The sequence below is a fragment of the Streptomyces solicavernae genome (genome assembly GCF_029968095.1).
In the GTDB taxonomy this organism is placed as follows: domain Bacteria; phylum Actinomycetota; class Actinomycetes; order Streptomycetales; family Streptomycetaceae; genus Streptomyces; species Streptomyces solicavernae.
Genome location: NZ_JASCIR010000007.1, coordinates 162,135 through 186,023, shown reverse-complemented (window position 1 = coordinate 186,023; position 23,889 = coordinate 162,135). Strand labels below are relative to the sequence as shown.

General features: G+C 71.7%; 23 protein-coding genes. 14 read left to right on the top strand and 9 right to left on the bottom strand.

Features of this window, described 5'->3' with window-relative positions:
• Positions 1–56 precede the first annotated feature (56 nt).
• A complete protein-coding gene (locus QIS99_RS11600) occupies positions 57–587 on the top strand; it encodes an NUDIX hydrolase (protein ID WP_282513109.1) in 531 nt (176 codons plus the stop codon).
• Positions 588–594: 7 nt separating this feature from the next.
• Here the strand turns inward: QIS99_RS11600 and QIS99_RS11595 are convergent, their stop codons facing one another.
• Together QIS99_RS11595 and QIS99_RS11590 are read right to left on the bottom strand one after the other, a co-directional pair.
• On the bottom strand, positions 595–852 hold the full coding sequence (locus tag QIS99_RS11595; protein ID WP_282513108.1) for a hypothetical protein: 258 nt from the start codon (positions 850–852) through the stop codon (positions 595–597).
• A gap of 260 nt (positions 853–1,112) precedes the next feature.
• Positions 1,113–1,970, bottom strand: coding sequence for a 3-hydroxybutyryl-CoA dehydrogenase (locus tag QIS99_RS11590; protein ID WP_282513107.1), 858 nt, complete (start codon positions 1,968–1,970; stop codon positions 1,113–1,115).
• Between the two features lie 137 nt (positions 1,971–2,107).
• On the opposite strand from QIS99_RS11590, the gene QIS99_RS11585 reads away from it, so the two are divergent.
• Positions 2,108–3,442 (top strand): glycoside hydrolase family 10 protein, encoded by a 1,335-nt coding sequence (locus QIS99_RS11585; RefSeq protein ID WP_282513106.1) that lies wholly within the window; start codon positions 2,108–2,110, stop codon positions 3,440–3,442.
• Between the two features lie 63 nt (positions 3,443–3,505).
• Here the strand turns inward: QIS99_RS11585 and QIS99_RS11580 are convergent, their stop codons facing one another.
• Complete coding sequence (locus QIS99_RS11580) at positions 3,506–3,697, bottom strand: DUF1918 domain-containing protein (protein ID WP_282513105.1); 192 nt, start codon at positions 3,695–3,697, stop codon at positions 3,506–3,508.
• 116 nt (positions 3,698–3,813) lie between these two features.
• Positions 3,814–4,653, bottom strand: a complete 840-nt coding sequence (locus QIS99_RS11575) for a DMT family transporter (protein ID WP_408909533.1) — start codon at positions 4,651–4,653, stop codon at positions 3,814–3,816.
• Position 4,654: 1 nt separating this feature from the next.
• On the opposite strand from QIS99_RS11575, the gene QIS99_RS11570 reads away from it, so the two are divergent.
• The 4 genes from QIS99_RS11570 (at position 4,655) to QIS99_RS11555 (ending at position 9,878) form a co-directional block, all read left to right on the top strand.
• Positions 4,655–6,250 carry an aminotransferase-like domain-containing protein gene (locus tag QIS99_RS11570; RefSeq protein WP_408909528.1) on the top strand — a complete coding sequence of 532 codons (1,596 nt, stop codon included), beginning with the start codon at positions 4,655–4,657 and terminating at the stop codon, positions 6,248–6,250.
• Positions 6,251–6,313: 63 nt separating this feature from the next.
• A complete protein-coding gene (locus QIS99_RS11565; protein WP_282513098.1) occupies positions 6,314–6,775 on the top strand; it encodes a GNAT family N-acetyltransferase in 462 nt (153 codons plus the stop codon).
• 63 nt (positions 6,776–6,838) lie between these two features.
• Positions 6,839–7,408, top strand: coding sequence for a histidine phosphatase family protein (locus tag QIS99_RS11560; RefSeq protein ID WP_282513096.1), 570 nt, complete (start codon positions 6,839–6,841; stop codon positions 7,406–7,408).
• Positions 7,409–7,655: 247 nt separating this feature from the next.
• A complete protein-coding gene (locus QIS99_RS11555) occupies positions 7,656–9,878 on the top strand; it encodes an NADP-dependent isocitrate dehydrogenase (RefSeq protein WP_282513094.1) in 2,223 nt (740 codons plus the stop codon).
• 223 nt (positions 9,879–10,101) lie between these two features.
• Here QIS99_RS11555 and QIS99_RS11550 read toward each other — a convergent pair whose 3' ends face one another.
• Together QIS99_RS11550 and QIS99_RS11545 are read right to left on the bottom strand one after the other, a co-directional pair.
• Positions 10,102–10,686, bottom strand: a complete 585-nt coding sequence (locus QIS99_RS11550) for a tellurite resistance TerB family protein (protein WP_282513092.1) — start codon at positions 10,684–10,686, stop codon at positions 10,102–10,104.
• A gap of 209 nt (positions 10,687–10,895) precedes the next feature.
• The gene (locus tag QIS99_RS11545) at positions 10,896–12,302 is read right to left on the bottom strand and encodes an SMI1/KNR4 family protein (RefSeq protein ID WP_282513090.1); all 1,407 of its coding nucleotides are present in this window, start codon (positions 12,300–12,302) and stop codon (positions 10,896–10,898) included.
• 181 nt (positions 12,303–12,483) lie between these two features.
• On the opposite strand from QIS99_RS11545, the gene argC reads away from it, so the two are divergent.
• From argC to QIS99_RS11520, 5 genes are read left to right on the top strand one after another with little or no spacing between them, the layout of a single operon-like run.
• Positions 12,484–13,512, top strand: a complete 1,029-nt coding sequence (gene argC / locus QIS99_RS11540) for an N-acetyl-gamma-glutamyl-phosphate reductase (protein ID WP_282513088.1) — start codon at positions 12,484–12,486, stop codon at positions 13,510–13,512.
• Positions 13,509–14,666: a bifunctional glutamate N-acetyltransferase/amino-acid acetyltransferase ArgJ gene (gene argJ / locus QIS99_RS11535; protein ID WP_282513086.1), complete on the top strand. Its 1,158-nt coding sequence runs from the start codon at positions 13,509–13,511 to the stop codon at positions 14,664–14,666. The genes argC and argJ overlap by 4 nt, the downstream gene beginning before the upstream one ends.
• A gap of 35 nt (positions 14,667–14,701) precedes the next feature.
• On the top strand, positions 14,702–15,679 hold the full coding sequence (gene argB, locus QIS99_RS11530; protein ID WP_282513084.1) for an acetylglutamate kinase: 978 nt from the start codon (positions 14,702–14,704) through the stop codon (positions 15,677–15,679).
• The gene (locus QIS99_RS11525; RefSeq protein ID WP_282513082.1) at positions 15,676–16,893 is read left to right on the top strand and encodes an acetylornithine transaminase; all 1,218 of its coding nucleotides are present in this window, start codon (positions 15,676–15,678) and stop codon (positions 16,891–16,893) included. The genes argB and QIS99_RS11525 overlap by 4 nt, the downstream gene beginning before the upstream one ends.
• A 7-nt stretch (positions 16,894–16,900) precedes the next feature.
• On the top strand, positions 16,901–17,446 hold the full coding sequence (locus QIS99_RS11520; RefSeq protein WP_282513080.1) for an arginine repressor: 546 nt from the start codon (positions 16,901–16,903) through the stop codon (positions 17,444–17,446).
• A gap of 94 nt (positions 17,447–17,540) precedes the next feature.
• On the opposite strand, the gene QIS99_RS11515 is transcribed toward QIS99_RS11520, so the two are convergent.
• Together QIS99_RS11515 and QIS99_RS11510 are read right to left on the bottom strand one after the other, a co-directional pair.
• Complete coding sequence (locus QIS99_RS11515) at positions 17,541–18,503, bottom strand: bile acid:sodium symporter family protein (RefSeq protein ID WP_282513078.1); 963 nt, start codon at positions 18,501–18,503, stop codon at positions 17,541–17,543.
• Between the two features lie 81 nt (positions 18,504–18,584).
• Positions 18,585–19,169, bottom strand: a complete 585-nt coding sequence (locus QIS99_RS11510) for a pyridoxamine 5'-phosphate oxidase family protein (RefSeq protein ID WP_282513076.1) — start codon at positions 19,167–19,169, stop codon at positions 18,585–18,587.
• A 189-nt stretch (positions 19,170–19,358) separates the two neighbouring features.
• Between QIS99_RS11510 and argH the strand changes: the two genes are divergently transcribed.
• From argH to QIS99_RS11495, 3 genes are all read left to right on the top strand, one after another.
• On the top strand, positions 19,359–20,789 hold the full coding sequence (gene argH, locus QIS99_RS11505) for an argininosuccinate lyase (protein WP_282513074.1): 1,431 nt from the start codon (positions 19,359–19,361) through the stop codon (positions 20,787–20,789).
• A 173-nt stretch (positions 20,790–20,962) separates the two neighbouring features.
• Positions 20,963–21,514 (top strand): TetR/AcrR family transcriptional regulator, encoded by a 552-nt coding sequence (locus tag QIS99_RS11500; RefSeq protein ID WP_282513072.1) that lies wholly within the window; start codon positions 20,963–20,965, stop codon positions 21,512–21,514.
• Entirely contained in the window at positions 21,511–23,055 is a 1,545-nt protein-coding gene (locus QIS99_RS11495; RefSeq protein ID WP_282513070.1) for an MFS transporter, read from the top strand. Before QIS99_RS11500 ends, QIS99_RS11495 begins: the two co-directional genes overlap by 4 nt.
• Before the next feature lie 64 nt (positions 23,056–23,119).
• On the opposite strand, the gene QIS99_RS11490 is transcribed toward QIS99_RS11495, so the two are convergent.
• Positions 23,120–23,881 carry a lysophospholipid acyltransferase family protein gene (locus QIS99_RS11490; RefSeq protein ID WP_408909527.1) on the bottom strand — a complete coding sequence of 254 codons (762 nt, stop codon included), beginning with the start codon at positions 23,879–23,881 and terminating at the stop codon, positions 23,120–23,122.
• Positions 23,882–23,889: the final 8 nt, after the last annotated feature.

The following is a 23,889-nucleotide window of genomic DNA, read 5'->3' as shown; positions in this document are numbered from 1 at the left end:
GAACTCCCGTCCGCTGCTGCGATATTGCCACTACTTCGGCGGAAGGTGGCAGAACCGTGCAGTGGACGAACCTGAAAGAACAAACTGTGTACGAGAACCGCTGGTTCCAGGTCAACCTGGCGGATGTCGCGTTGCCCGACGGCCGGCATCTCGACCACTTCCTGATACGCATGCGGCCGGTCGCCGTGGCCACGGTGGTCAACGAGGCGAACGAGGTCCTGCTGCTGTGGCGGCACCGGTTCATCACGGACAGCTGGGGCTGGGAACTGCCCGCGGGCGTCGTCGAGGACGGCGAGGACATCGCCGTCGCGGCGGCGCGGGAGCTGGAGGAGGAGACCGGCTGGCGGCCCGGGGCCATGCGGCACCTGATGAGCGTGGAGCCCTCCAACGGCCTGACCGACGCGGTCCACCACGTCTACTGGTCCCAGGAGGCCACGTACACCGGCCCCCCGCAGGACGCCTTCGAGTCGGACCGCCGCGAGTGGGTCCACCTGAAACTCGTCCCCGACCTGATCGCCCGCGGGGAGGTGCCGGGGGCGAACATGGTGGCGGCACTGCTGCTGTTGCAGCGGATGCGGCTGGGGTGAGTTCTCCTCAGCCGCCCACCGCCTGCCAGAGCGCGACCACCAGTGCGCCGAGTGCCGCCAGTACGGCCAGCGCGGGCAGCGGCCAGCGAGTGCGCTCCAGGGCGGCGATCCGTGCGCTCAGGTCGTCCAGGTCCTTGCTGCTCTGCTCGTCGCGCTGGGTCAACAGGGCGAGTCTTCCGTCCACTTGGGCGAGACCCACGTCGATCGAGCGTCGTAACTCCGCGTGTTCCTCCGGGACCACGGCATGCTCGGGGTCGGTGGTCACGAGTGCGCTCCTTTCCGGCCGGAATCCGGCATCGATCCATCTCGATTCGCATCCCCCTGACGCGCACGCACAGTCAATACCGCTGGTCGTCACGGAGGAAGCGAGTGCGGGCGGCATATGCGGGCCCGAGGCGCACACCCCGTGCGAAACGAAGGGGCCCGGCACGCGCGAAGCGGTGCCGGGCCCCTCTCTGACGGCCTTTTCTGGCCGGATAGATACGCAGCGTGGCTGGAACATGTGTTCCCGCCGCACGGGCGCGATCAGTACGTGTAGAAACCCGAGCTCGTCTTCCGGCCCAGGCGGCCCGCGTCCACCATCCGCTGCAGCAGCGGGGGAGCGGCGTACAGCGGCTCCTTGTACTCGGCGTACATCGAGTCGGCGACCGAGGCGACCGTGTCCAGGCCGATCAGGTCGGCCAGCTTCAGCGGCCCCATCGGGTGGGCGCAGCCCAGCTCCATGCCGTTGTCGATGTCCTCGCGCGAGGCGATGCCCGACTCGAACATCCGGATCGCGGAGAGCAGATACGGGATGAGCAGGGCGTTGACCACGAAGCCCGAGCGGTCCTGCGCACGGATCGCGTGCTTGCCGAGGATCTTCTCGACGACGGCCTCGGCCCGGCTGATCGTGCCCTCGGAGGTGGTGAGGGCCGGGATCAGCTCGACCAGCTGCTGCACCGGGGCCGGGTTGAAGAAGTGGATGCCGATGACCTGGTCGGGCCGTGAGGTCGCGACGGCCAGCTTGACCAGGGGGATCGAGGAGGTGTTGGAGGCGAGGATGGCGTCCTGCCGGGTCACCACCTGGTCGAGCACCTGGAAGATCTCGGTCTTGATCGCCTCGTTCTCGACGACGGCCTCGATCACCAGGTCGCGGTCGGCGAACTCGCCGAGGTCGGTGGTGTAGGTGAGCCGCGCAAGGGTCTCGTCCCGCTCCTCTTCCGTGATCTTCCCGCGCTCCGCCGCCTTCGCGAGGGAGTTGTACAGCCGCGTGCGGCCGATCTCCAGGGCCTCGCCGGTGGTCTCCGCGACCTTGACCTCCAGGCCGGAGCGGGCGCAGACCTCCGCAATGCCCGCGCCCATCTGGCCACAGCCCACCACTCCGACGCGTGCGATATCGCCCATAAGGTCGGTCACCTTGTGCCTTTCCATCATCTTCGGCCCGGCGCCGACGCCGTTGTACAGCGTCCGCCTCGCCGACGACGTTACTCCGCGCCTCCTGGTGCCCCATGGGCCGGGGCGGGCATCCTGTCCGTTCACACATGGACATCGGTCGCAGGCGGAGGCATTCGGTGCGAATCTCTCGCAGGGCGTTAGGTGTGGCGGCGGCGGCGCTGGTCAGCGGGCTCGCCACGGACGCGCAGGCGGTGGCGCAGGGCCGGGGCAGGCCCGGTAAAGCGGCAGGGCAAGGCGGACGGCACGGTGCGGAAGGGGAAGCGGCAGGGCAAGGCGGACGGCACGGTGCGGACGGGGTCCGGCGGGAGCTGCGCGGCATGTGGCTGGCCAGTGTCGCCAACCGCGACTGGCCGTCCAGGCCGGGGCTGAGCCCGGCCGCGCAGCGCGCGGAGCTGCTCGCGTATCTGGACGCGGCGGTCGCGCGGCGGCTCAACACGGTGATCTTCCAGGCCCGCCCCTCGGCCGACGCCCTGTGGCCTTCCCCGTACGAGCCCTGGTCCGAGTTCCTGACCGGCGTGCAGGGCCGGGACCCGGGCTGGGACCCGCTGGGCACGGCGGTCGAGGAGGCTCACCGGCGCGGCCTCGAACTGCACGTGTGGTGCAACCCGTACCGGGTCGCGATCCACACCGACCTGTCGCGCCTGGACCCCGCCCACCCCGCACGCGTGCACCCCGACTGGGTCGTGCCGTACGGCGGGAAGCTGTACTACAACCCGGGCCTTCCGCAGGTCAGACGCTTCGTGCAGGACGCCATGCTGGACGCGGTGCGCCGCTACCCGGTGGACGCGATGCACTGGGACGACTACTTCTACCCGTATCCGGTCGCGGGCGAGGTCTTCGACGATGACGCGGCGTACGCGCGCTACGGCGGTGCCTTCCCGGACCGGGCGAGCTGGCGCCGGCACAACACCGACCTGCTGGTCCGCGAGATGGCCGCGCGGCTCCCGCAGGTGAGGCGGGGTGTGCGGTTCGGGGTCAGCCCCTTCGGGGTGTGGCGCAACGCAAGCACGGACCCGCGCGGCTCGGACACGGCGGCGGGGGTGCAGACCTACGACGACCTGTACGCGGACACCCGGACCTGGGTGCGGCAGGGCTGGATCGACTACGTCGTACCGCAGCTGTACTGGAACATCGGCTTTCCCGCCGCCGACTACGCGCGGCTGCTGCCGTGGTGGGCGGAGGTGGCGCGGGGCGCGCGCGTACAGCTCTACCTGGGGGAGGCGCTGTACAAGGCGGGCGATCCGGCGCAGCCCGCCCCTTGGCAGGACTCTGCGGAGCTGTCCCGCCATCTGACGCTGGCCTGCGGTTTCGCCGAGGTGCGCGGCCACGCCTTCTTCTCGGCGAAGGAGGTCGCCCTCGATCCGTCCGGCGCGATGGCCCGCGTGGTGGCCGACCACTACGCGCGGAGCCCGCGGAGGTGAGGGGTGCCGCGGGCGGCGCCGGTCGGCCGGTGCCGCCCGCGGGTGACTTCCCTGGACGCTCGGCTACGCGTCTTCCTTGTGTCGTACGACGGTGTCGGGGCCCGGTGACAGGACTGCCTCGTGACCGTCGTCGAACTTGACCCGGTACGGGGGCTCGCCTGCGGTGCCGAGCACTTCGACGACCTCGGCCTTGTGGTCGTGCTGGCCGACGATCCTGCCGTGCACCAGGAGCGTGTCGCCCACACTTGCCTGCATCGGTGGTGACCTCCCTGTCCGCTTGGAGGGTGCCCACCGCCTTGGAAGTCCGGTGAGCGATCCGTGGCCGTAAGTCTACGGCGGGGGGTGCTGTATGGGCGCGTCAACGGTCGGGGTCAGCCTCGCGCGCGCTGAGTGACGGCGATGCAGACGAGTACGGCGACGGCGGTGAGCGGTGCGGCCCACGTCATGGCCTCGCCGAGCAGCAGGACCGACCACACGAGGGTCAACAGGGGCTGCGCGAGCTGGAGTTGGCTGGCCTTGGGGATGCCGATCGCGGCCATGCCCCGGTACCAGGCGATCAGGCCGAACCACTGCGAGCCGACCGCGAGCCAGGCCATGCCCGCGACGCTGCGCGCCGTCAGGTGCACCGGTTCCAGGCCGACGGCGATCCAGGTGGCGACCGCCGCGAGCGGCAGGCAGAGCACCAGGGCCCAGCCGATGACGTGCCAGCCGGGCATCACCCGGGAGAGCCGGCCGCCCTCGGTGTACCCGGCCGCGCAGATCAGCAGCGCGCCGAAGAGGTACAGGTCGGCGGTGGTGACGGCGCCGCCGCTCTGCCGCACGGTGAAGGCGATCACCGCGGCGGCCCCGGCGAGGGCCGCGACCCAGAAGGTGCGCGGGGGCCGCGCGCCGGTGCGCAGCGCGGAGAACAGCGCCGTCGTCAGTGGCAGCAGGCCCACGACGACGGCGGCGTGCGCGGTCGTCGAGGTCTGCAGGGCGAGCGTCGTGAGCAGCGGGAACCCGACGACCACGCCCGCGCCCACGACCGCGAGCCCGCCCCAGTGCCGGCGCTCGGGCAGCCGTACGCGCAGCGCGAGCAGGCAGGCCCCGGCGAGCAGCCCGGCGAGGACGCTGCGCACGGCGACCAGCGACCAGGGGCCGAAGCCGTCGAGGGCCCAGGCGGTGGCGGGGAAGGTCAGGGAGAACGCGGTGACGCCGAGCGCGGCCTGCAGGGTGCCGCCGCGGAGTCCGGCTGCGGTTGCGGCTCCGGTCGGGCCTTCGGTTGCGGCTTCGCTTGGGGCTCCGGTTGGGGCTCCGGTTGGGGCTCCGCTTGGGCCTTCGGCCGCGCTGACCGCTATCCGTGTCGGGGGAGTAGCGCTATCCTGTGCTGTCATGCATGAGCGTAGCAGCGTCGGTGATCTGGCAAAACTGCTCCGGGGCGAGATGAAGCGCTACTCTCCGGGTGAGAAGCTGCCGTCGAGCCGCGCCCTGGTCGACCGCTACCGGGTCAGCCCCGTCACCGTCTCGCGCGCCCTCGCCCAGCTCGCCGCCGAGGGCCTGGTCGTCACCCGTCCCGGCGCCGGCGCCTTCCGCGCCGAGCCGCGTACCGCCGCGCAGCCGACCGGGGACACGTCCTGGCAGCAGCTCACCCTGAGCGCGGACGCGGCGGCCGAACCGGTGCCGCGCGCCGTCGACGCCAGCGGTGTCCTGGCGAGCCTGGCCGCGCCGCCCGCCGGGGTGATCGAGTTCAACGGCGGCTATCTGCACGCGTCCCTGCAGCCGGAGCGCGCCCTCGCCTCCGCGCTCGCCCGCGCGGGCCGCCGCCCTGGCGCCTGGGCGCGGCCGCCGCTCGACGGCGTCCCGGAGCTGCGGGAGTGGTTCGCGCGCGGCTGCGGCGGCGCGATCACCGCGTCCGATGTGCTGATCGCCGCGGGCGGCCAGTCCGCACTCACCACCGCGCTGCGCGCCCTGGCCCCGCCCGGTGCGCCCGTACTGGTCGAATCGCCCACGTACCCGGGCATGCTGATGATCGCGCGGGCGGCCGGGCTGCGGCCCGTACCGGTGCCGGTCGACACCGACGGCGTGCGCCCCGAGCTGCTGGCCGCCGCCTTCGAGGCGACCGGGGCGCGGGTCTTCGTCTGCCAGCCGCTGTTCCAGAACCCGACCGGCGCGGTGCTCGCCGCGCACCGCCGCGCCGAGGTGCTGCGGATCGCGCGCGCGGCGGGCGCGTTCATCGTCGAGGACGACTTCGTACGCCGCCTCGCGCACGCGGACGCCGGGCCGCTGCCCGCCCCGCTCACCGCCGACGACCCGGACGGCGTCGTCGTCCACGTCTGCTCCCTCACCAAGGCGACCTCGCCGAGCTTCCGGGTCTGCGCTCTCGTGGCCCGCGGGCCGGTCCTGGAACGGCTGCGGGCCATCCAGATCGTCGACACCTTCTTCGTACCGAGACCGCTGCAGGAGGCCGCGCTCGAACTCGTCGGGTCACCGGCCTGGAGCCGTCATCTGCGGTCCGTGGCCGCACAGTTGAAGGACCGCAGGGACGCGATGACGACCGCGCTGCTGCGGGACGTCCCCGAACTCGACCTGCCGCACGTCCCGACCGGCGGCTACCACCTGTGGCTGCGCCTGCCCGACGGCGCACAGGAGGCGGCCCTCGTCAGCGCCGCGCTGCGCGCAGGCGTCGCGATCACTCCGGGGCGCCCGTACTTCTGCGCCGAACCGCCCGCCGGGCACGTCCGGTTGAGCTTCGCCGGGCTCGCGGGGGACGCGGAGATCACCGAGGGCGTGCGGCGGCTGCGGCGGGCGTGCGACGAGGTGCTGGGGTAGGCGGACCGTGGGCCGCCCGAAATCTGGTGGCCCGCACCCCGCCCCGCCTGCGACTCTGCCGCCATGACCCACGAAACCACGATGAATCCCGGGAACCCGACGGTCGGGGTGCCCGGGTACGAGATCTCCCCCGACCCCGCCCGCATCGACGCCGACCGCGTGTACGAGTGGCTCTCCACCGACGCGTACTGGGCCGTCGGCCGCAGCCGCGAGAAGCAGGACCGCGCGATGTCCGAATCCCTCAACTTCGGCGCGTACGAGGAGAGTTCGGGGCGACAAGTGGCTTATGCGCGAGTCGTCACGGACCGTGCCGACTTCGCCTGGCTCTGCGATGTGTACGTGGCCCCGCAGGCCCGCGGCAAGGGGCTCGGCACCGCCCTCGTCGCCGCCGTACGTGCGGAGCTTGAGCCGTACGGGCTGCGGCGCATCCTCCTGGCCACGGCCGACGCGCACGGCGTCTACGAGAAGGCCGGCTTCAAGCGCGTCGACGACCCGGAGTCCTGGATGGTCCACGGCAGACACTGAACCGGGGTTTCTTCACATCGCCGCCACTTGACCTTCGCAGCTCCTCCCAGCACGATCGCCGGCATGCATGTACGGGTCACCTTCGTAGCCGCCGCCCGCAGCTCCTCCCTGCTCGCCGAGCGCTTCGACGACGACCGGCCGCTCGACCGGGCCGACTGGCACGAGGTGCAGGCGGCCGCGCCCGGCCTGGCGCCGCTGGCCGCCGCCGAGCTGCGCTACTGCTCGCCGACCCCGCGCAGCCGCGCCACCGGCGACGCCCTCGGCTACGCCCCGCTCGCCCAGGTCGCCCTGCGCGACTGCGACATGGGGCGCTGGCGCGGGCGCACCCTGGCGGAGGTCACGGCGCGCGAGCCCGGCGCGGTCGACGCCTGGCTGGCCGACCCCCGCTCCGCCCCGCACGGCGGCGAGCCGCTGCTGTCCTTCATCGCCCGTGTCGGCCAGTGGCTCGACACCCGCCCCGCGGAGGACGGCGGCCGCGTCGTCGCGGTGGCGGAACCCGCGGTGGTACGGGCCGCCCTCGTGTACGCCCTCAAGGCACCCCCGGCGACGTACTGGAACATCGACGTCCGCCCGCTGTCGACGGTGGCCCTGACGGGGCGGGCGGGGCGGTGGAGCCTGCGGGTCGGGGGCTGAGCCGGGAAGCGGCGAGCGGGGGAATGGCGGAGCGAAGGAGCGGCTGAGCGGGCGAATGGCGGAGCGAAGGAGCGGCTGAGCGGGGGAGCGGCTGGGCGAAGGAGCGGCCGAGTCAGGAACCGGTCACGAGGAATTCGGCTGGGCTTCGCCCTCGGCGGAAGGGCCACTGTCCGTCCGGCCCCCGACACGAGATATCTTGATGTCGAGCAATTCCGACCGATGCAGTAGACGTGGAGCGGAGCACCCGGTGACTGACTCGACCATCATCTACACCCACACTGACGAGGCCCCGGCCCTGGCGACGCATTCGTTCCTGCCGGTGGTCCAGGCGTACGCCTCGACGGCCGGTGTCGCCGTGGAGACCCGCGACATCTCCCTCGCGGGCCGGATCATCGCGGTCTTCCCCGAGTACCTCAAGGAGGAGCAGCGCATCGGCGACGCCCTCGCGGAGCTCGGCGAGCTGGCCAAGACCCCCGGCGCGAACATCATCAAGCTGCCCAACATCTCGGCGTCGATCCCGCAGCTGAAGGCCGCGGTCGCCGAGCTGCAGGCCCAGGGCTACGCGCTCCCCGACTACCCGGACGACCCGAAGACCGACGAGGAGCGGGAGATCGGCGCCCGCTACGACAAGGTCAAGGGCTCCGCCGTGAACCCGGTCCTGCGCGAGGGCAACTCCGACCGCCGCGCCCCCGCCTCGGTGAAGAACTACGCCAAGGCCCACCCGCACCGCATGGGCGCCTGGACCCCCGAGTCCAAGACCAACGTCGCCACCATGGGTGAGAACGACTTCCGCTCCACCGAGAAGTCCACCGTCATCGCCGAGGACGGCACCCTGCGCATCGAGCTGGTCGCCGAGGACGGCACCACCACCGTGCTGCGCGAGTCCGTAAAGGTCCTCAAGGACGAGGTCGTCGACGCCTCCGTGATGCGCGTCGCCGAGCTGCGCGCGTTCCTGGCCGAGCAGGTCGCCCGCGCCAAGTCCGAGGGCGTGCTGTTCTCCGTGCACCTCAAGGCCACGATGATGAAGGTCTCCGACCCGATCGTCTTCGGCCACGTCGTGCGCGCGTTCTTCCCGCAGACCTTCGCCAAGTACGGCGAGGTCCTGGTCGCCGCCGGCCTGTCCGCGAACGACGGCCTCGGCTCCATCCTCAAGGGCCTGGACTCCGTGCCGCACCTGGGCGCCGAGATCAAGGCGTCCTTCGAGGCCGAGCTCGCCGCGGGTCCCGAGCTCGCCATGGTCGACTCGGACAACGGCATCACCAACCTGCACGTCCCGTCGGACGTCATCGTGGATGCCTCCATGCCCGCGATGATCCGCACCTCCGGCCACATGTGGGGCCCGGACGGCCAGGAGGCCGACACCCTCGCCGTCCTGCCCGACTCCAGCTACTCCGGCGTCTACCAGGTCGTCATCGAGGACTGCCGCGCCAACGGCGCCTTCGACCCGGCGACGATGGGCTCCGTCCCGAACGTCGGCCTGATGGCGCAGAAGGCCGAGGAGTACGGCTCCCACGACAAGACCTTCGAGGTCCCCGTGGCCGGCACCGTCCGCCTGGTCGACACCGCGGGCAACGTGGTCCTGGAGCAGGAGGTCGCCGAGGGCGACATCTTCCGCGCCTGCCAGACCAAGGACGCCCCGATCAAGGACTGGGTCAAGCTCGCCGTGACCCGCGCCCGCGCCACCGGCGACCCGGCCGTGTTCTGGCTGGACGAGACCCGCGCCCACGACGCCCAGCTGATCACGAAGGTCAACGAGTACCTCGCGGAGCACGACACCGAGGGCCTGGACCTCCGGATCCTGGCGCCGGTCGACGCCACCCGCTTCTCCCTGGAGCGCATCCGCCGCGGCGAGAACACCATCTCCGTCACCGGCAACGTGCTGCGCGACTACCTCACCGACCTGTTCCCGATCCTGGAGCTGGGCACCAGCGCCAAGATGCTCTCCGTGGTCCCGCTGATGAACGGCGGCGGCCTCTTCGAGACGGGCGCCGGGGGCTCCGCCCCGAAGCACGTCCAGCAGCTGGTCAAGGAGAACTACCTGCGCTGGGACAGCCTCGGCGAGTTCCTGGCGCTCGCGGTCTCCTTCGAGCACCTCGCGCAGAGCACGGGCAACGCCCGCGCGCAGGTCCTGGCCGACACCCTGGACCGCGCCACGGCCACGTTCCTGAACGAGAACAAGTCCCCGGCCCGCAAGCTCGGCAGCATCGACAACCGCGGCAGCCACTTCTACCTGTCCCTGTACTGGGCCCAGGAGCTGGCCAAGCAGACCGAGGACGCGGCGCTCGCCGAGGCGTTCGCGCAGCTCGCCAAGACGCTCACCGAGCAGGAGCAGACCATCGTCGACGAGCTCCTGGCCGTGCAGGGCTCCCCGGCGGACATCGGCGGCTACTTCCAGCCGGACGCGAAGAAGGCCTCGGCGGTCATGCGCCCCTCGGCCACCTTCAACCAGGCGCTGGCGACGCTCGCCTGATCCCGGTTCCCCACGCACGGCTACGCCCCGACCGCTCACCGGCGGCCGGGGCGTAGCCGTCGCTGCGTCCGCGTGTCGCGCTCCTCGCCGGCCGCCGACTGCGTGCCGTGCTCGGTGACCTGGCGGTGTCCGTCGGCCAGATCGGGCTCTACGTCGGTGTACGCGGCACCTGGGCCGAGGCAACGGGCTGACGGCCTGCGGCCAGGCCGTTCCTCGGCGCCGCTCAGAGGCCGAACTCCTGTGGCGACACGTTCAGCGCCGCGCACGCCTCCCGCAGTACCTGCTGCTCGGCCGGGGCGACAAAGCCGTCCGCGCCCGCCACGACGACGCCGGTCTGCACGACAGCCCTGGCCTCCGTCGGCTTCTTCGCTGCCTTGGCGATCTCCTGCATGACCTCGGCCTTGCCCTGCTGGAAGTTGAACGACAGCTGGTCGACATGCTTGTTGAAGCGCTGCCGCAGCTGCTCCGGCGGGAAGTTCTGCAGCACGTCGTTCTGCAGGATCAGGGACTCGATCTGCTGCCGCTCCGCCGGGTCGACCGACCCGTCGGCCGCCGCGACCAGGGCGCACATGGCCATGCTCGCGTCCCGGTACGCCCCGCTCTTCAGCTCCGTCTTCAGGGACGTGAGCTGGGTCTTGAGCATGCCGACGAGCTGGGCCTTCGACCCTCCGCCGCTCGACTCCGAGCCCGGATTCGCCCCGGCCCCCGGCTGTCCGTGCCCCTGTCCGTGGCCGCCGGAGCCGCGCGCTCCCCCTGCCTGCTGCTGCAGACCCTTGGCCTGGTCCTTGATCCGGTCCCACATCGCCATCCGTGCCACCTCGGCTAGCCGTTCTTGGTACGTGCGCTCACACGACGCATCGCTTTGCCAACGCCTTACCTTTGCTTGAAGTTCCGCCCCGGGCAAACACGTTGGGCTCGGACGAGCCAAGGCTGAAGGAGACCTGTGGAGGCGCCTGTCATGAGCACGCCATCGAACCCCCTTGCCGCGCGACCGGGAGCAGCGCAGGTCCGCCTCGCCTAAGCCATCGCCCCCAGGTCCTCCTCCAGCACCGTCTGCACGATCTGCGGCCGGTCCCACAGGGTCAGGATCTCGTTGGCCAGCGCCACCGTGGACAACACGTCCTGCTGCCCGCGCACCAGGACCGAGGCCGCCGACAGGCTGCGCGGCACCGCCCCCGCGTCGAGCAGCACGCGCCAGTCCTGCGGGGCGAGTTCCAGGTACTCCAGGCCCTTGAGCCCGGCTATCTCCAACGGGTCGGCCAGCGTGCCGGGATACGCCGCGAGCGTGCGGAGCCGGGGCAGGCCGAGGGCCGGGGCGAGGCTCAGCGGCTCGGCTTCCCAGACCCCGAGGGACAGCACCTCCAGGCCGGCGTGGGCCGCGGCCTCGACGCTCGGCAGGCTCCGCCAGTTGACGTGCGCCACGGCCGGGGGCGCGTCGGGTCCGGAGCCGCTGCGCGACTCGCTCTCCCGCCCCAGGACCAGGTCGGTGAGTGAGTCGGCGATCAGCTCGGCCCCGATGTTGTACTCGTGGCTGAGCATGATGATCTGCCCGATGTGGCCGCGCGGGCCCGGGGTGAGGTCCACGGCGATCCGGTCCCCGCCGCCGTTGTCCCCGAACACGATCCAGCCGGGCGAGCCGACCAGGCCCTGCACCGCGTCGTCCGCCGTGGTGACGACCGCCTCCTTCGCCCCGAACTGCCACAGCGTGGGCCGCGACGCCGCGTCCGCGACATACACCTCGTCCAGCGGGAAGAGTTCGCAGCCGACCGCCTCGTCCGCCCGCAGCACCGCCTCGTACCCCTCGCCCCAGTCCTGCGGCCGCCCACGCGTCACGCGGTAGAGCGCCCTCAGCTCTTCGGGAAGCGGGACCCCGAGCCGCGCCTCCGCCGCCGCCAGCTCCGCGTCCGTCGACCCGACCGCGCCCGGTGGAATCCGCTCCCGCAGGGTCCGCTCAAGGAGGCCGGGGTCCGCGGTCGGGGCGGGCCCGGACTCCGGCGCAGGCTCGGGCAGCCGGCGCCAGGGCTCCGGAACCGCGCCCTCCACCAGCAGCAGCGCCCCCGGATGCGCGCTGCCGACCCCGGACTCCACGGCCGGGCTCCGCCCGAGCACGCGCAGCGTGAGCGGCCCGGCCGCCGAGAACTCGGCCGTGAACGTGACGTCCTCGACCCCGGCGGCGGCCAGCGCCCGCCGCACCGGCTCCACCGCTTCCGCCTGGGCCTGCACCCCTTCGTCCCGCGCGGCCCGGTCGGTACGCGGCACGTCCTCCCGCGACGGCAGGCTCCAACTGCCCTGCCCGATACGGCCCGACGCGTACGAGAATGCGCCGTCCGGCCCCGGTGCGCGCCAGACCCGCAGCAGCCGCAGCAACGGCTGCCACGTCGAGAAGGCGTGCAGCGAGGGCGAGTTGGCGTCCTGATCGGTCATGCCTCAGACCGTACGCGCCACCACTGACAACGAGCTCCGCACGACCGCTCGCCCACCGCACCAGCCCTCAGCAGACGAGCGTGCTGCGTCATGCCTCGACCAGACCTCCCGTCGAACCGTGAACGCTTTTGCATAAAACTTCGAAGCTACGTATAGTCATGCCATCACCGAGGAGGATCCGATGGCAGTACGTGCGGCAGTCGCAGGGGCGAGTGGTTACGCGGGCGGGGAGCTGTTGCGTCTGCTTGTCGGTCACCCGGAGGTGGAGCTCGGCGCCCTGACCGGCCACTCCAACGCCGGACAGCACCTCGGTGCGCTCCAGCCGCACCTGCTGCCGCTCGCCGGCCGGATCCTGGAACCGACCACCGCCGAGGTGCTCTCGGGCCACGATGTCGTGTTTCTCGCGCTGCCGCACGGCCAGTCCGCCGCCGTCGCCGAGCAGCTCGGCCCGGACGTCCTGGTGATCGACATGGGCGCCGACTTCCGGCTGCAGAACTCCGCGGACTGGGAGACGTTCTACGGCTCCGAGCACGCCGGCACCTGGCCCTACGGACTGCCCGAGCTGCCCGGCGCCCGCGCCGCGCTCGACGGCACGAAGCGGATCGCGGTGCCCGGCTGCTACCCGACGGCCGTCTCGCTCGCCCTCGCCCCCGCGTACGCCGCCGGGCTCGCCGAGGACGAGGCGGTGATCGTCGCCGCGACCGGCACCTCCGGCGCGGGCAAGGCGCTCAAGCCGCATCTGCTCGGCTCCGAGGTGATGGGCTCCATGTCGCCGTACGGCGTGGGCGGCGGGCACCGGCACACGCCCGAGATGATCCAGAACCTGAGCGCGGCCGCCGGCCGAAGGGTCTCCGTGTCCTTCACGCCGACGCTCGCCCCGATGTCCCGCGGCATCCTCGCCACCTGCAGCGCCAAGGCCGCACCCGGCACGACTGCGGACGCGCTCCGCTCGGCGTACGAGAAGGCGTACGCGGACGAGCCGTTCGTGCACCTGCTGCCCGAGGGGCAGTGGCCCGCGACCGCCTCCGTGTACGGCTCGAACGCGGTGCAGCTGCAGGTCGCGTACGACGCGAACGCGGGCCGCGCCATCGTGATCAGCGCCATCGACAACCTGACCAAGGGCACCGCGGGCGGCGCGGTGCAGAGCATGAACATCGCCCTCGGCCTCGACGAGGCCACCGGGCTTTCCTCGATCGGAGTCGCACCGTGAGTGTTACGGCAGCAAAGGGATTCACGGCCGCGGGCATCGCCGCCGGGATCAAGCAGAACGGGAACCCCGACCTGGCCCTCGTGGTCAACAACGGGCCCCGACTGGCCGCCGCGGGCGTCTTCACCTCCAACCGCGTCAAGGCCGCCCCGGTCCTGTGGTCGGAGCAGGTCCTGGGGGGCGGCCAGGTCCAGTCCGTGGTCCTCAACTCCGGTGGCGCCAACGCCTGTACGGGCCCGAAGGGCTTCCAGGACACGCACGCCACCGCCGAGAAGGTCGCCGAGGTCCTGGACCTGAACGCGGGTGAAATCGCCGTCGCGTCGACCGGGCTCATCGGGGTGACCCTGCCGATGGACAAGCTGCTCCCGGGCGTGGAGAGCGCCGCCGCGCAGCTCTCCGAGCACGGCGGCGAGAAGGCCGCCATCGCCATCAAGACCACCGACACCGTGCACAAGACCGCGGTAGTCACCAGCGAGGCCGGCTGGACCGTAGGCGGCATGGCAAAGGGCGCGGGCATGCTCGCCCCCGGCCTCGCCACCATGCTGGTCGTCCTCACCACGGACGCCGACGTGGACACCGCCGCCCTGGACGCCGCCCTGCGCTCCGCGACCCGTACGACCTTCGACCGGGTCGACTCCGACGGCTGCATGTCGACCAACGACACGGTGCTGCTGCTCGCCTCCGGCGCGTCCGAAGTCGTCCCGGACCAGGGCGAGTTCGCCGAGGCCGTCCGTGAGGTCTGCGCGGACCTGGCGCGGCAGCTGATCGGCGACGCCGAGGGCGCGAGCAAGGACATCCGCATCGAGGTGATCAACGCCGCGAGCGAGGAGGACGCCGTCGAGGTGGGCCGCTCCATCGCCCGCAACAACCTCCTCAAGTGCGCCATCCACGGCGAGGACCCCAACTGGGGCCGGGTGCTCTCCGCGATCGGCACCACCTCCGCCGCCTTCGACCCGAACCGGCTGAACGTCGCCATCAACGGCGTCTGGGTCTGCAAGAACGGCTCCGTCGGCGAGGACCGCGACAAGGTCGACATGCGCTACCGCGAGGTCGCGATCACCGCCGACCTGGCCGCGGGCACCGCCGAGCCGGTGGTGATCTGGGCCAACGACCTGACCGCCGAGTACGTGCACGAGAACAGCGCCTACTCCTCCTGACCGACGCCTGCCAACACCCCGGGACGCAGAAGCCGATGAGCACTCGTAAACACACCGCACTGCCCAAGGCGCAGATCCTCGTCGAGGCGCTGCCCTGGCTGACCCGGCACCGCGGCAAGACCGTCGTCATCAAGTTCGGCGGAAACGCCATGGTCGACGAGGAGCTGAAGGCCGCGTTCGCGCAGGACGTGGTGTTCCTGCACCACGCCGGGCTCAGGCCGGTCGTGGTGCACGGCGGCGGACCGCAGATCAGCAAGGCGCTCGACCGGCACGGCATCGTCAGCGAGTTCAAGGCGGGCCTGCGCGTCACCACCGAGGACGCCATGGACGTCGTACGCATGGTGCTCGCCGGGCAGGTGCAGCGCGAGCTGGTCGGACTGCTCAACCAGCACGGCCCGCTCGCCGTCGGCCTCACCGGTGAGGACGCGCACACCATCACCGCCACGAAGCACCAGCCGCGGATCGAGGGCGAGTTGGTGGACATCGGGCGGGTCGGCGAGATCACCGAGATCGACACCGGCGCGATCGAGGCGCTGCTCGCGGACGGCCGTATCCCGGTCGTCTCGTCCATCGCGCGCTCCGCGGACGACCATCACGTCTACAACGTCAACGCCGACACGGCGGCCGCGGCCCTGGCCGCCGCCCTGAACGCCGAGACCCTGATGGTCCTCACCGACGTCGAGGGCCTGTACGAGGACTGGCCGAACAGCGACGAGGTGATCAGCCGCCTCTCCGCCGCCCAACTGGAGAAGCTGCTTCCGGAGTTGAGCTCCGGCATGGTGCCGAAGATGGAGGGCTGCCTGCACGCGGTGCGCAACGGCGTGCACACGGCCCGCGTGATCGACGGGAGGGTCCAGCACTCGATCCTCCTGGAGATCTTCACGGACGAAGGAATCGGCACGATGGTCGTGCCCGACGTGCCCGACGTGCCCGACGTGCCCGACGTAACCGGTGTAACCGACATGACCGATGTGAACGACGTGACCGACGAGACCGAAGGGGGAGCGCAGTGACCGGCGGCAGCAACCAGGAGTACGTCCAGCGCTGGCAGGGCGCCCTGATGGACAACTACGGCACCCCGCGCCTCCCGCTGGTGCGCGGTGAGGGCGTGAAGGTCTGGGACGCGGACGGCACCGAGTACGTCGACTTCATCGGCGGCATCGCCGTGAACGCCCTCGGCCACGCCCACCCGGCCGTCGTCCGCGCGGTCAGCGACCAGGTCGCCACCCTCGGCCAGATCTCCAACTTCTTCATCGCCGAGCCGACCGTCACCCTCGCCGAGAAGCTGCTGACGCACTTCGGGCGCGCGGGCCGGGTGCTGTTCTGCAACTCGGGCGCGGAGGCGATCGAGGCGGCCTTCAAGATCGGCCGCCTGACCGGGCGTTCGCACATGGTCGCCACCGAGGGCGGCTTCCACGGCCGCACGATGGGCGCGCTCGCGCTCACCGGCCAGCCCGCCAAGCAGCAGCCGTTCGAGCCGCTGCCCGGCGACGTCACGCACGTCCCGTACGGCGATGTGGAGGCGCTGCGGGCGGCCGTCACCGAGGAGACCGCGCTCGTCGTGATCGAGCCGATCCAGGGCGAGAGCGGCGTGGTCGTGCCCCCGGCCGGCTACCTGAAGGCGGCCCGCGAGATCACCTCCGCGACCGGCACGCTGCTCGTCCTGGACGAGGTGCAGACCGGCATCGGCCGCACCGGCCACTGGTTCGAGCACCAGGCCCACGAGGGCGTGCAGCCCGACATCGTGACCCTGGCCAAGGGTCTCGGCGGCGGACTGCCGATCGGCGCGACCGTCGCGTTCGGTGCCGCGGCCGACCTCCTCAAGCCCGGCCAGCACGGCACGACGTTCGGCGGCAACCCGGTGGCGTGCGCGGCCGGAGTCGCCGTACTCGACACGATCGCGGCGGACGGGCTGCTCGACAACGTCAAGCGGCAGGGCGAGCGGCTGCGCGAGGGCATCGAGGGTTTTGGGCATGCACTGGTCAGCCATGTCCGGGGCGCGGGGCTGCTCCTGGGTATCGTGCTCACCGAGCCGCTCGCACCCAAGGTGCAGCAGGCCGCCCAGGACGCCGGTTGCCTGGTGAACGCCCCCGCGCCCGACGTGGTCCGCCTGATGCCCGCGCTGACCCTCACGGACGCCGAGACGGAAGCGTTCCTCCAGGCCCTGCCCGGCATCCTCGACACGGCGGCGGGCGCGGCCGACGGGGACGGACGATCCGGAGAATGAGACGACGATGAGCCTGCGCGACAACGAGCCCGGTCAGGACCAGGGCGGACCCGCGGTACCGCAGACCCGGACCGCCCGGCACCGCCGGATCGTGGACATCCTCAACCGCCAACCGGTGCGCTCCCAGAGCCAGTTGGCGAAACTCCTCGCGGACGACGGCCTGTCCGTCACACAGGCCACGCTCTCCCGCGACCTGGACGAGCTCAACGCCGTCAAGATCCGCAACAACGAGGGCGACCTGATCTACGCGGTGCCCAGCGAAGGCGGCTTCCGCACCCCGCGCGCCCCGCTCGGGGAGTCCGCGAAGGAGGAGCGGATGCGCCGCCTCTCCGGCGAACTCCTCATCTCCGCGGAGGCCTCCGCCAACCTGGTCGTGCTGCGCACCCCGCCGGGCGCCGCGCAGTTCCTCGCCTCCGCCATCGACCAGGCCGAACTGCAGGACATCCTCGGCACGATCGCGGGTGACGACACGCTGATGCTGATCAGCCGCGAACCCGACGGCGGCCAGGCCCTCGCGGACCACCTGCTCTCCCTGGCCCAGAACGCGCGCTGAGCAGTCGTACGTACGAGAGCTGAGCAGTCGTACGTACGAGAAAGGCCCCCGGCGACAGGCGGCGAATGCGCGGAGGCCTTGCCCTGCGCACCGGTCACTGCTTGCGCGAGCGGCGGGCCATCCAGGCGGCGACCACCGCGCCGGACACGTTGTGCCAGACCGAGAACACCGCGGCGGGCAGGGCCGCGAGCGGGCTGAAGTGGGCCGTGGCCAGGGACGCGGCGAGGCCGGAGTTCTGCAGGCCGACCTCGAAGGCGAGCGCGCGGCTGGCGGGCTGACCGAGCCGCGCGGCCTTGCCGACCGCGTAACCGAGCGTCAGGCCGAGGCCGTTGTGCAGCACCACGGCCAGGAGGACCACGGCGGCGGCCGACTTGATGGCGGCGGCGCTGCCCGCGACGACCACGGCGACGATCACCGAGATGGTGAGCGCGGAGAGCCACGGCAGGGCGCCGAGGACGCGGTCCACGTACCGGCCGGCGAGGAGGCGTACGGCGAGGCCCGCGAGGACCGGGAGCAGCACCGTCTTCAGGATGTCGGTGGTCATCGCGCCCGCGTCGATGGGCAGGAACGAGCCCGCGAGCAGCAGCGTCAGGGCGGGCGTCAGGAGCGGCGCGAGCAGGGTCGACACGCTGGTGACGGAGACGGAGAGCGCGACGTCGCCGCGAGCCAGGTAGGTGACCACGTTGGACGCGGTGCCGCCGGGCGCGCAGCCCACGAGGATGACACCGGCGGCGAGTTGGGGCGGCAGCGAGAGCGCGTGCGCGACCAGCCAGCCGAGGCCGGGCATCACGAGGTACTGTGCGGCGAGCCCGAGCAGTACCACCCACGGCCGCTTGGCCACGCCCCTGAAGTCCGCCGGGGTCATCGTCAGGCCCATGCAGAACATGACGATGCCGAGCAGATACGGCACGGACGCCTTCCAGTCCGCGAACGTCCCGGGTATCAGCAGGCCGAGCGCGCCGGCGGCGAGCACGAGCACCGGGAAGACGGTGACGGCGCGCCGGGCGGTGCGGTCGTCCGACGCGGTCGTGCTGGGGTTCCTCAGTTCTGTTTCCACGCGAGGATGCAACGCGCTGCCGCCCGGGGCCCGCAATCCCGTCTCGATATGTGGCCGGTACAGCTGGTTTGCCGTTAAGGCTCAGCCGGTGCTGGGCGGCAGCGGCAGCGGCACCCCCGGCAGGCCGTCCATGCTCCGGGCGATGGTCCGCTTCTCGAAGTACGCGCTCAGCGTGGCGTCGTCCTCGCGCGCGAACCGCTTGGCGTGCAGGTCACGGTCCTCGTCGTACGTCATGAAGGGCACCCCGTATCCGCAGCTGTCGCGGACGTGTTCGGCGGTGACGACGATGACCGCGCGCAGGCCGTGCGGGCTCGGGTCGATGCCGGGGAAGTGGGTCAGGAGTTCGGCGAAGCGCGGGTCGTCGCGGAAGACGGGCTCGCCGCGGCCGTGCACCCGGACGATGTTCGGCGGACCCTGGAAGGCGCACCACATGAGGGTGATGCGGCCGTTCTCGCGCAGGTGCGCCACGGTCTCGGCATGGCTCCCGGCGAAGTCCAGATACGCGACGCGCTGCTCGTCGAGCACCGCGAAGGAGCCGGAGAGGCCCTTGGGGGAGAGGTTGACGGTGCCGCTCGCGTCGAGCGGCGCGGTGGCCGTGAAGAACACCGGCTGCGCCTCGATGAAGGCGCGGAGCCGGCCGTCTATGCGCTCGTAGGTCTTTCCCATGGCCGCGATTATCGACCAGAAATACTTCACCTGTCTAACGATTCTCGCCGGCGATTCCCGCTGACGAATCCCGGCCGAGAGTGAGTAGATTGACGAAGCATACGGAGGACTGCATAATCATGCATACGCAGGCTGCTCCGCGGAGCAGTAGCGTGTGCCGCCCATCACCCACCCCCGAGGAGCAGAGCAGTGAGCAGCAACAGCGGTGACGTACGGCTGTGGGGCGGTCGTTTCGCCGACGGGCCCGCCGAGGCCCTCGCGAAACTCTCCGCGTCCGTCCACTTCGACTGGCGCCTCGCCCCGTACGACATCGCGGGCTCCCGGGCCCACGCGCGCGTGCTGCACAAGGCGGGCCTGCTGACGGCCGACGAGCTGGAGCGGATGATCGCCGGGCTCGACCTGCTCGAACAGGACGTCGCGAGCGGCGAGTTCACCGGCACCATCGCCGACGAGGACGTGCACACGGCCCTGGAGCGCGGCCTCCTGGAGCGGCTCGGCCCGGACCTGGGCGGCAAGCTGCGCGCCGGCCGGTCCCGCAACGACCAGGTCGCCACGCTCTTCCGGATGTACCTGCGCGACCACGCCCGCGTCATCGGCGGCCTGATCGCCGGTCTCCAGGAGGCCCTGGTGGGCCTGGCCGAGGCGCACCCGGACGTCGCCATGCCCGGCCGCACGCACCTCCAGCACGCCCAGCCGGTGCTCTTCGCCCACCACGTCCTCGCGCACGTGCAGTCGCTTTCCCGGGACGCCGAGCGCCTTCGCCAGTGGGACGAGCGGACGGCCGTCTCCCCCTACGGCTCGGGCGCGCTCGCCGGTTCCTCCCTCGGCCTTGACCCGGAGGCCGTCGCGCAGGACCTGGGCTTCGAGCACGGCTCGGCGGGCAACTCGATCGACGGCACGGCCTCGCGTGACTTCGTCGCCGAGTTCGCCTTCATCACCGCGATGATCGGTGTGAACCTCTCCCGGATCGCCGAGGAGATCATTGTCTGGAACACGAAGGAGTTCTCCTTCGTCACGCTGCACGACGCGTTCTCCACCGGCTCGTCGATCATGCCGCAGAAGAAGAACCCCGACATCGCCGAGCTGGCGCGCGGCAAGTCCGGCCGCCTCATCGGCAACCTGACCGGCCTGCTGGCGACGCTCAAGGCGCTGCCGCTGGCGTACAACCGCGACCTGCAGGAGGACAAGGAGCCCGTCTTTGACTCCTGCGACCAGCTGGAGGTCCTGCTCCCGGCGTTCACCGGCATGATGGCCACCCTCACGGTCAACCGCGAGCGCATGGAGGAGCTGGCCCCGGCCGGCTTCTCGCTCGCCACCGACATCGCCGAGTGGCTGGTCAAGCAGGGTGTGCCGTTCCGGGTCGCGCACGAGGTCGCGGGCGAGTGCGTCAAGGTCGCCGAGGCCGAGGGCAAGGAGCTGGACGAGCTCACCGACGCGCAGTTCGCGAAGATCTCCGGGCACCTGACGCCCGAGGTGCGCACGGTCCTGAACGTGCCGGGTGCGCTCGCCTCCCGCAGCGGCCGCGGCGGCACGGCGCCCTCGGCGGTCGCCGTCCAGCTCGCCGAGGTCAAGGCCGACCTGGCGGTCCAGCAGGCCTGGGCCACGGCCAAGCAGCAGTAGGCGCCCGGCTCCGGCACCCGGATCCGGCGCGCAGGGCAGAGACCGGCGCAGAGACAGGCGCAGGGAGCAGTCCAGGGAGCTGTCCAGGGCAAGGCCCGTCGTACGTCGTGCGGCGGGCCTTTCTCCTCCCTCAGGATGAGACATCAGTGTCTCATTTGGGCTATGGTCGTCTCATGGCAGTCGATCGTGAACACCTCCTGCGGACAGCGGCGAGCCTGCTGACCCGGAAATCCACCGCGACCATGGACGAAGTGGCGCGGGCCGCCGGCATCAGCCGGGCCACCCTGCACCGGCACTTCGCCGGCCGGGACGCGCTCGTACGCGCCCTGGAAGAGCTCGGCATCCGGCAGCTGGAGTCGGCCCTCGAAGCCGCGCGTCTCGACGAGGGCGGGGCCGAGGGCGCCCTGCGCCGGCTCGTCGCCGAGATCGAACCCAGCTCCGGCTTCCTGGCCTTCCTCGTCTCCGAGAACCAGCTCTTCGAGGGCGAGCAGATGCACCCGGGCTGGGCCCGGCTCGACGGCCGGATCGCCGCGCTCTTCCAGCGCGGCCAGGAGACCGGCGAGTTCCGCATCGACCTCACCCCGGCCTGGCTCACCGAAGCCCTCTACGGACTCGTGGGCTCCGGGGCCTGGGCGATCCACGAAGGACGGGTCGCGGCCAAGGACTTCCAGTACATGATCGTCGAGCTGCTGCTCGGCGGCGCCCGCCGGAGCGTGGAGAAATGACCAGCACAGCGCAGCATCCGACGACGGAACAGGAAGGGCGCCACCCGGGCCGCTGGCTCGCGCTCGCCGTGCTCGTCCTGGCCGTGCTGCTCGTCGCGGTGGACGCGACCGTACTCGGCCTCGCCACCCCGTTCCTCAGCGAGGACCTCAGGCCCTCCGGCACCCAGCTGCTGTGGATCGGAGACGTCTACTCGTTCGTGATCGCCGGCCTGCTCGTCTCCATGGGCAGCCTCGGCGACCGCATCGGCCGCAAGAAGCTGCTGCTCACGGGCGCGGTCGCGTTCGGCACGGTGTCCGTCCTGAACGCGTACGCCACCAGCCCCGAGATGATGATCCTGGCCCGCGCGCTGCTCGGTGTGGCGGGCGCGACGCTGATGCCGTCGACCCTCGCGCTGATTCGCAACATCTTCCACGACCCCAAGGAACGCTCCGTCGCCATCGGCATCTGGGGCGCCGCCGCCTCGGCGGGCGCGGCGGTCGGGCCGCTCGTCGGCGGCGCGCTGCTCAGCCACTTCTGGTGGGGCTCGGTCTTCCTCATCAACCTGCCGGTGATGGCGGTCCTCGTGCTCGTCGGCGTCAAGCTGCTCCCCGAGTCGCGCGACCCGGCCCCGGGCCCGTGGGACCTGCTCAGCGTCGCGCTGTCGCTCGTCGGCATGGTCGCGGTGGTGTACGCCGTGAAGGAGGCGGCCGTGCACGGATTCCGCTGGGACATCGCGGTGGCCGCGGTGGCGGGCGTCGCCGGTCTGGTCTGGTTCGCCAGGCGGCAGTTGACCCTCAAGTCGCCGCTGCTCGACATGCGGCTGTTCCGGCACCGCGGCTTCTTTGGCGCGGTCCTCGCCGACCTGCTGACCATCCTCGGCCTCGCCGGCCTGGTGTTCTTCCTGTCCCAGTTCCTGCAACTGGTGCAGATGCGCTCGCCGTTGGGCGCCGGGCTCATCGAACTTCCCGCCGCCCTCGGCGCGGTCGCCACCGGTCTCGTCGCGGGGTTCGTCGCCCGGCGGGCCTCGGTCCGGGGCACGGTGTCCGGCGGCCTGGCCGCGCTCGGCCTCGCGCTCGCCGCGTGCACCGCGCTCGACGCGGACACCCCGGTGGTCCTGATGTGCACCGCGCTGCTCCTCGGCGGCATGGGCGCGGGACTCGCGTTCACGGTGACCGCGGACGTCATCCTCTCCAGCGTCCCCAAGGAACAGGCGGGCGCGGCCTCAGCGGTCTCCGAGACGGCGTACGAACTGGGCTCGGCCCTCGGCATCGCCCTGCTCGGCTCGGTCGTGACCGGCATCTACCGCGGCTTCACCGTCCCGGAGGGGGTTCCCGGCGAGGCCGTGACGGCGGCTCAGGACTCGCTCGGCGGGGCCGCCGAGGTGGCGAAGCAGCTGCCCGCCGAGCAGGGCGCGCAGCTGCTTGAGTCGGCTCAGGCGTCGTTCACGGCCGGGTTCGAGGCGGCGGCCGGGGTTGCTGCGGTGGTGCTGTTCCTTACGGCGGTGGGGGCGTGGTTCGCCCTGAAGGGGCAGCGGCTCGAATCGAGCCCGTCCGGCGACTGAGGGCGAGCCCGAAGGGCGATCGACCTGGGCACGGTGCCGGGTGCCGGCCGATCGCCCAAGTGGCTCACGCCGCCTTCGCCTTGGTGGCGTACATGTCGACGTACTCCTGCCCGGACAGGGCCATCACCTCGGCCATGACGGAGTCCGTCACCGCCCGCAGGACGTACCGGTCACGGTCCATCCCGTCGTACCGGGAGAACTCCATCGCCTCGCCGAACCGGACCGTGACCCGGCCCGGTCGCGGCAGGCCCGCGCCGCCCGGCTGCAGCTTGTCCGTGCCGATCATCGCGAACGGCACCACCGGCGCGCCGGTCATCAGGGTCAGGCGGGCGATGCCGGTACGGCCGCGGTAGAGGCGGCCGTCGGGGGAGCGGGTGCCCTCCGGGTAGATGCCGAAGACCCGGCCCTGCTCCAGGACGCGCCGGCCGGTCATCAGCGCCGCGACGCCGCCGCGGCCGCCGTCCCGGTCCACCGGGATCATCCCGACGCCGGTGAAGAACCACGCCATCAGGCGGCCCTTGAGGCTCTTGCCCGTGACGTACTCGTCCTTGCCGATGAAGAACACCTGCCGGTCGCAGACCAGCGGCAGGATCATCGAGTCGATGAACGTCAGGTGGTTGCCCGCGAGGATCACGGGGCCGTCGCCCGGAATGTTCTCCGCACCCTCCACCCGTGGCCGGAACATCAGGCGCATGACCGGACCGAGCACTGCCTTGATGAACGCGAAGCGGGACAACGGTTCCTCCGGTGTCAAGGGTCTTGCAAGGGCGACTGTGCAGGTGAGGACGATACTCGCGGACACGTCCGGATTGCACACCGGGCTCATGGACTGGA

What these genes read in the sequence shown, in the direction of transcription:
- QIS99_RS11590 (WP_282513107.1), bottom strand. Translation starts at nt 1,970, where the DNA reads ATGGGCGATATCGCACGCGTCGGAGTGGTGGGCTGTGGCCAGATGGGC.
- QIS99_RS11585 (WP_282513106.1), top strand. Translation starts at nt 2,108, where the DNA reads ATGGACATCGGTCGCAGGCGGAGGCATTCGGTGCGAATCTCTCGCAGG.
- QIS99_RS11580 (WP_282513105.1), bottom strand. Translation starts at nt 3,697, where the DNA reads ATGCAGGCAAGTGTGGGCGACACGCTCCTGGTGCACGGCAGGATCGTC.
- QIS99_RS11565 (WP_282513098.1), top strand. Translation starts at nt 6,314, where the DNA reads ATGACCCACGAAACCACGATGAATCCCGGGAACCCGACGGTCGGGGTG.
- QIS99_RS11560 (WP_282513096.1), top strand. Translation starts at nt 6,839, where the DNA reads ATGCATGTACGGGTCACCTTCGTAGCCGCCGCCCGCAGCTCCTCCCTG.
- QIS99_RS11550 (WP_282513092.1), bottom strand. Translation starts at nt 10,686, where the DNA reads ATGGCGATGTGGGACCGGATCAAGGACCAGGCCAAGGGTCTGCAGCAG.
- QIS99_RS11545 (WP_282513090.1), bottom strand. Translation starts at nt 12,302, where the DNA reads ATGACCGATCAGGACGCCAACTCGCCCTCGCTGCACGCCTTCTCGACG.
- argC (WP_282513088.1), top strand. Translation starts at nt 12,484, where the DNA reads ATGGCAGTACGTGCGGCAGTCGCAGGGGCGAGTGGTTACGCGGGCGGG.
- argB (WP_282513084.1), top strand. Translation starts at nt 14,702, where the DNA reads ATGAGCACTCGTAAACACACCGCACTGCCCAAGGCGCAGATCCTCGTC.
- QIS99_RS11520 (WP_282513080.1), top strand. Translation starts at nt 16,901, where the DNA reads ATGAGCCTGCGCGACAACGAGCCCGGTCAGGACCAGGGCGGACCCGCG.
- QIS99_RS11510 (WP_282513076.1), bottom strand. Translation starts at nt 19,169, where the DNA reads ATGGGAAAGACCTACGAGCGCATAGACGGCCGGCTCCGCGCCTTCATC.
- QIS99_RS11500 (WP_282513072.1), top strand. Translation starts at nt 20,963, where the DNA reads ATGGCAGTCGATCGTGAACACCTCCTGCGGACAGCGGCGAGCCTGCTG.
- QIS99_RS11495 (WP_282513070.1), top strand. Translation starts at nt 21,511, where the DNA reads ATGACCAGCACAGCGCAGCATCCGACGACGGAACAGGAAGGGCGCCAC.
- QIS99_RS11490 (WP_408909527.1), bottom strand. Translation starts at nt 23,881, where the DNA reads ATGAGCCCGGTGTGCAATCCGGACGTGTCCGCGAGTATCGTCCTCACC.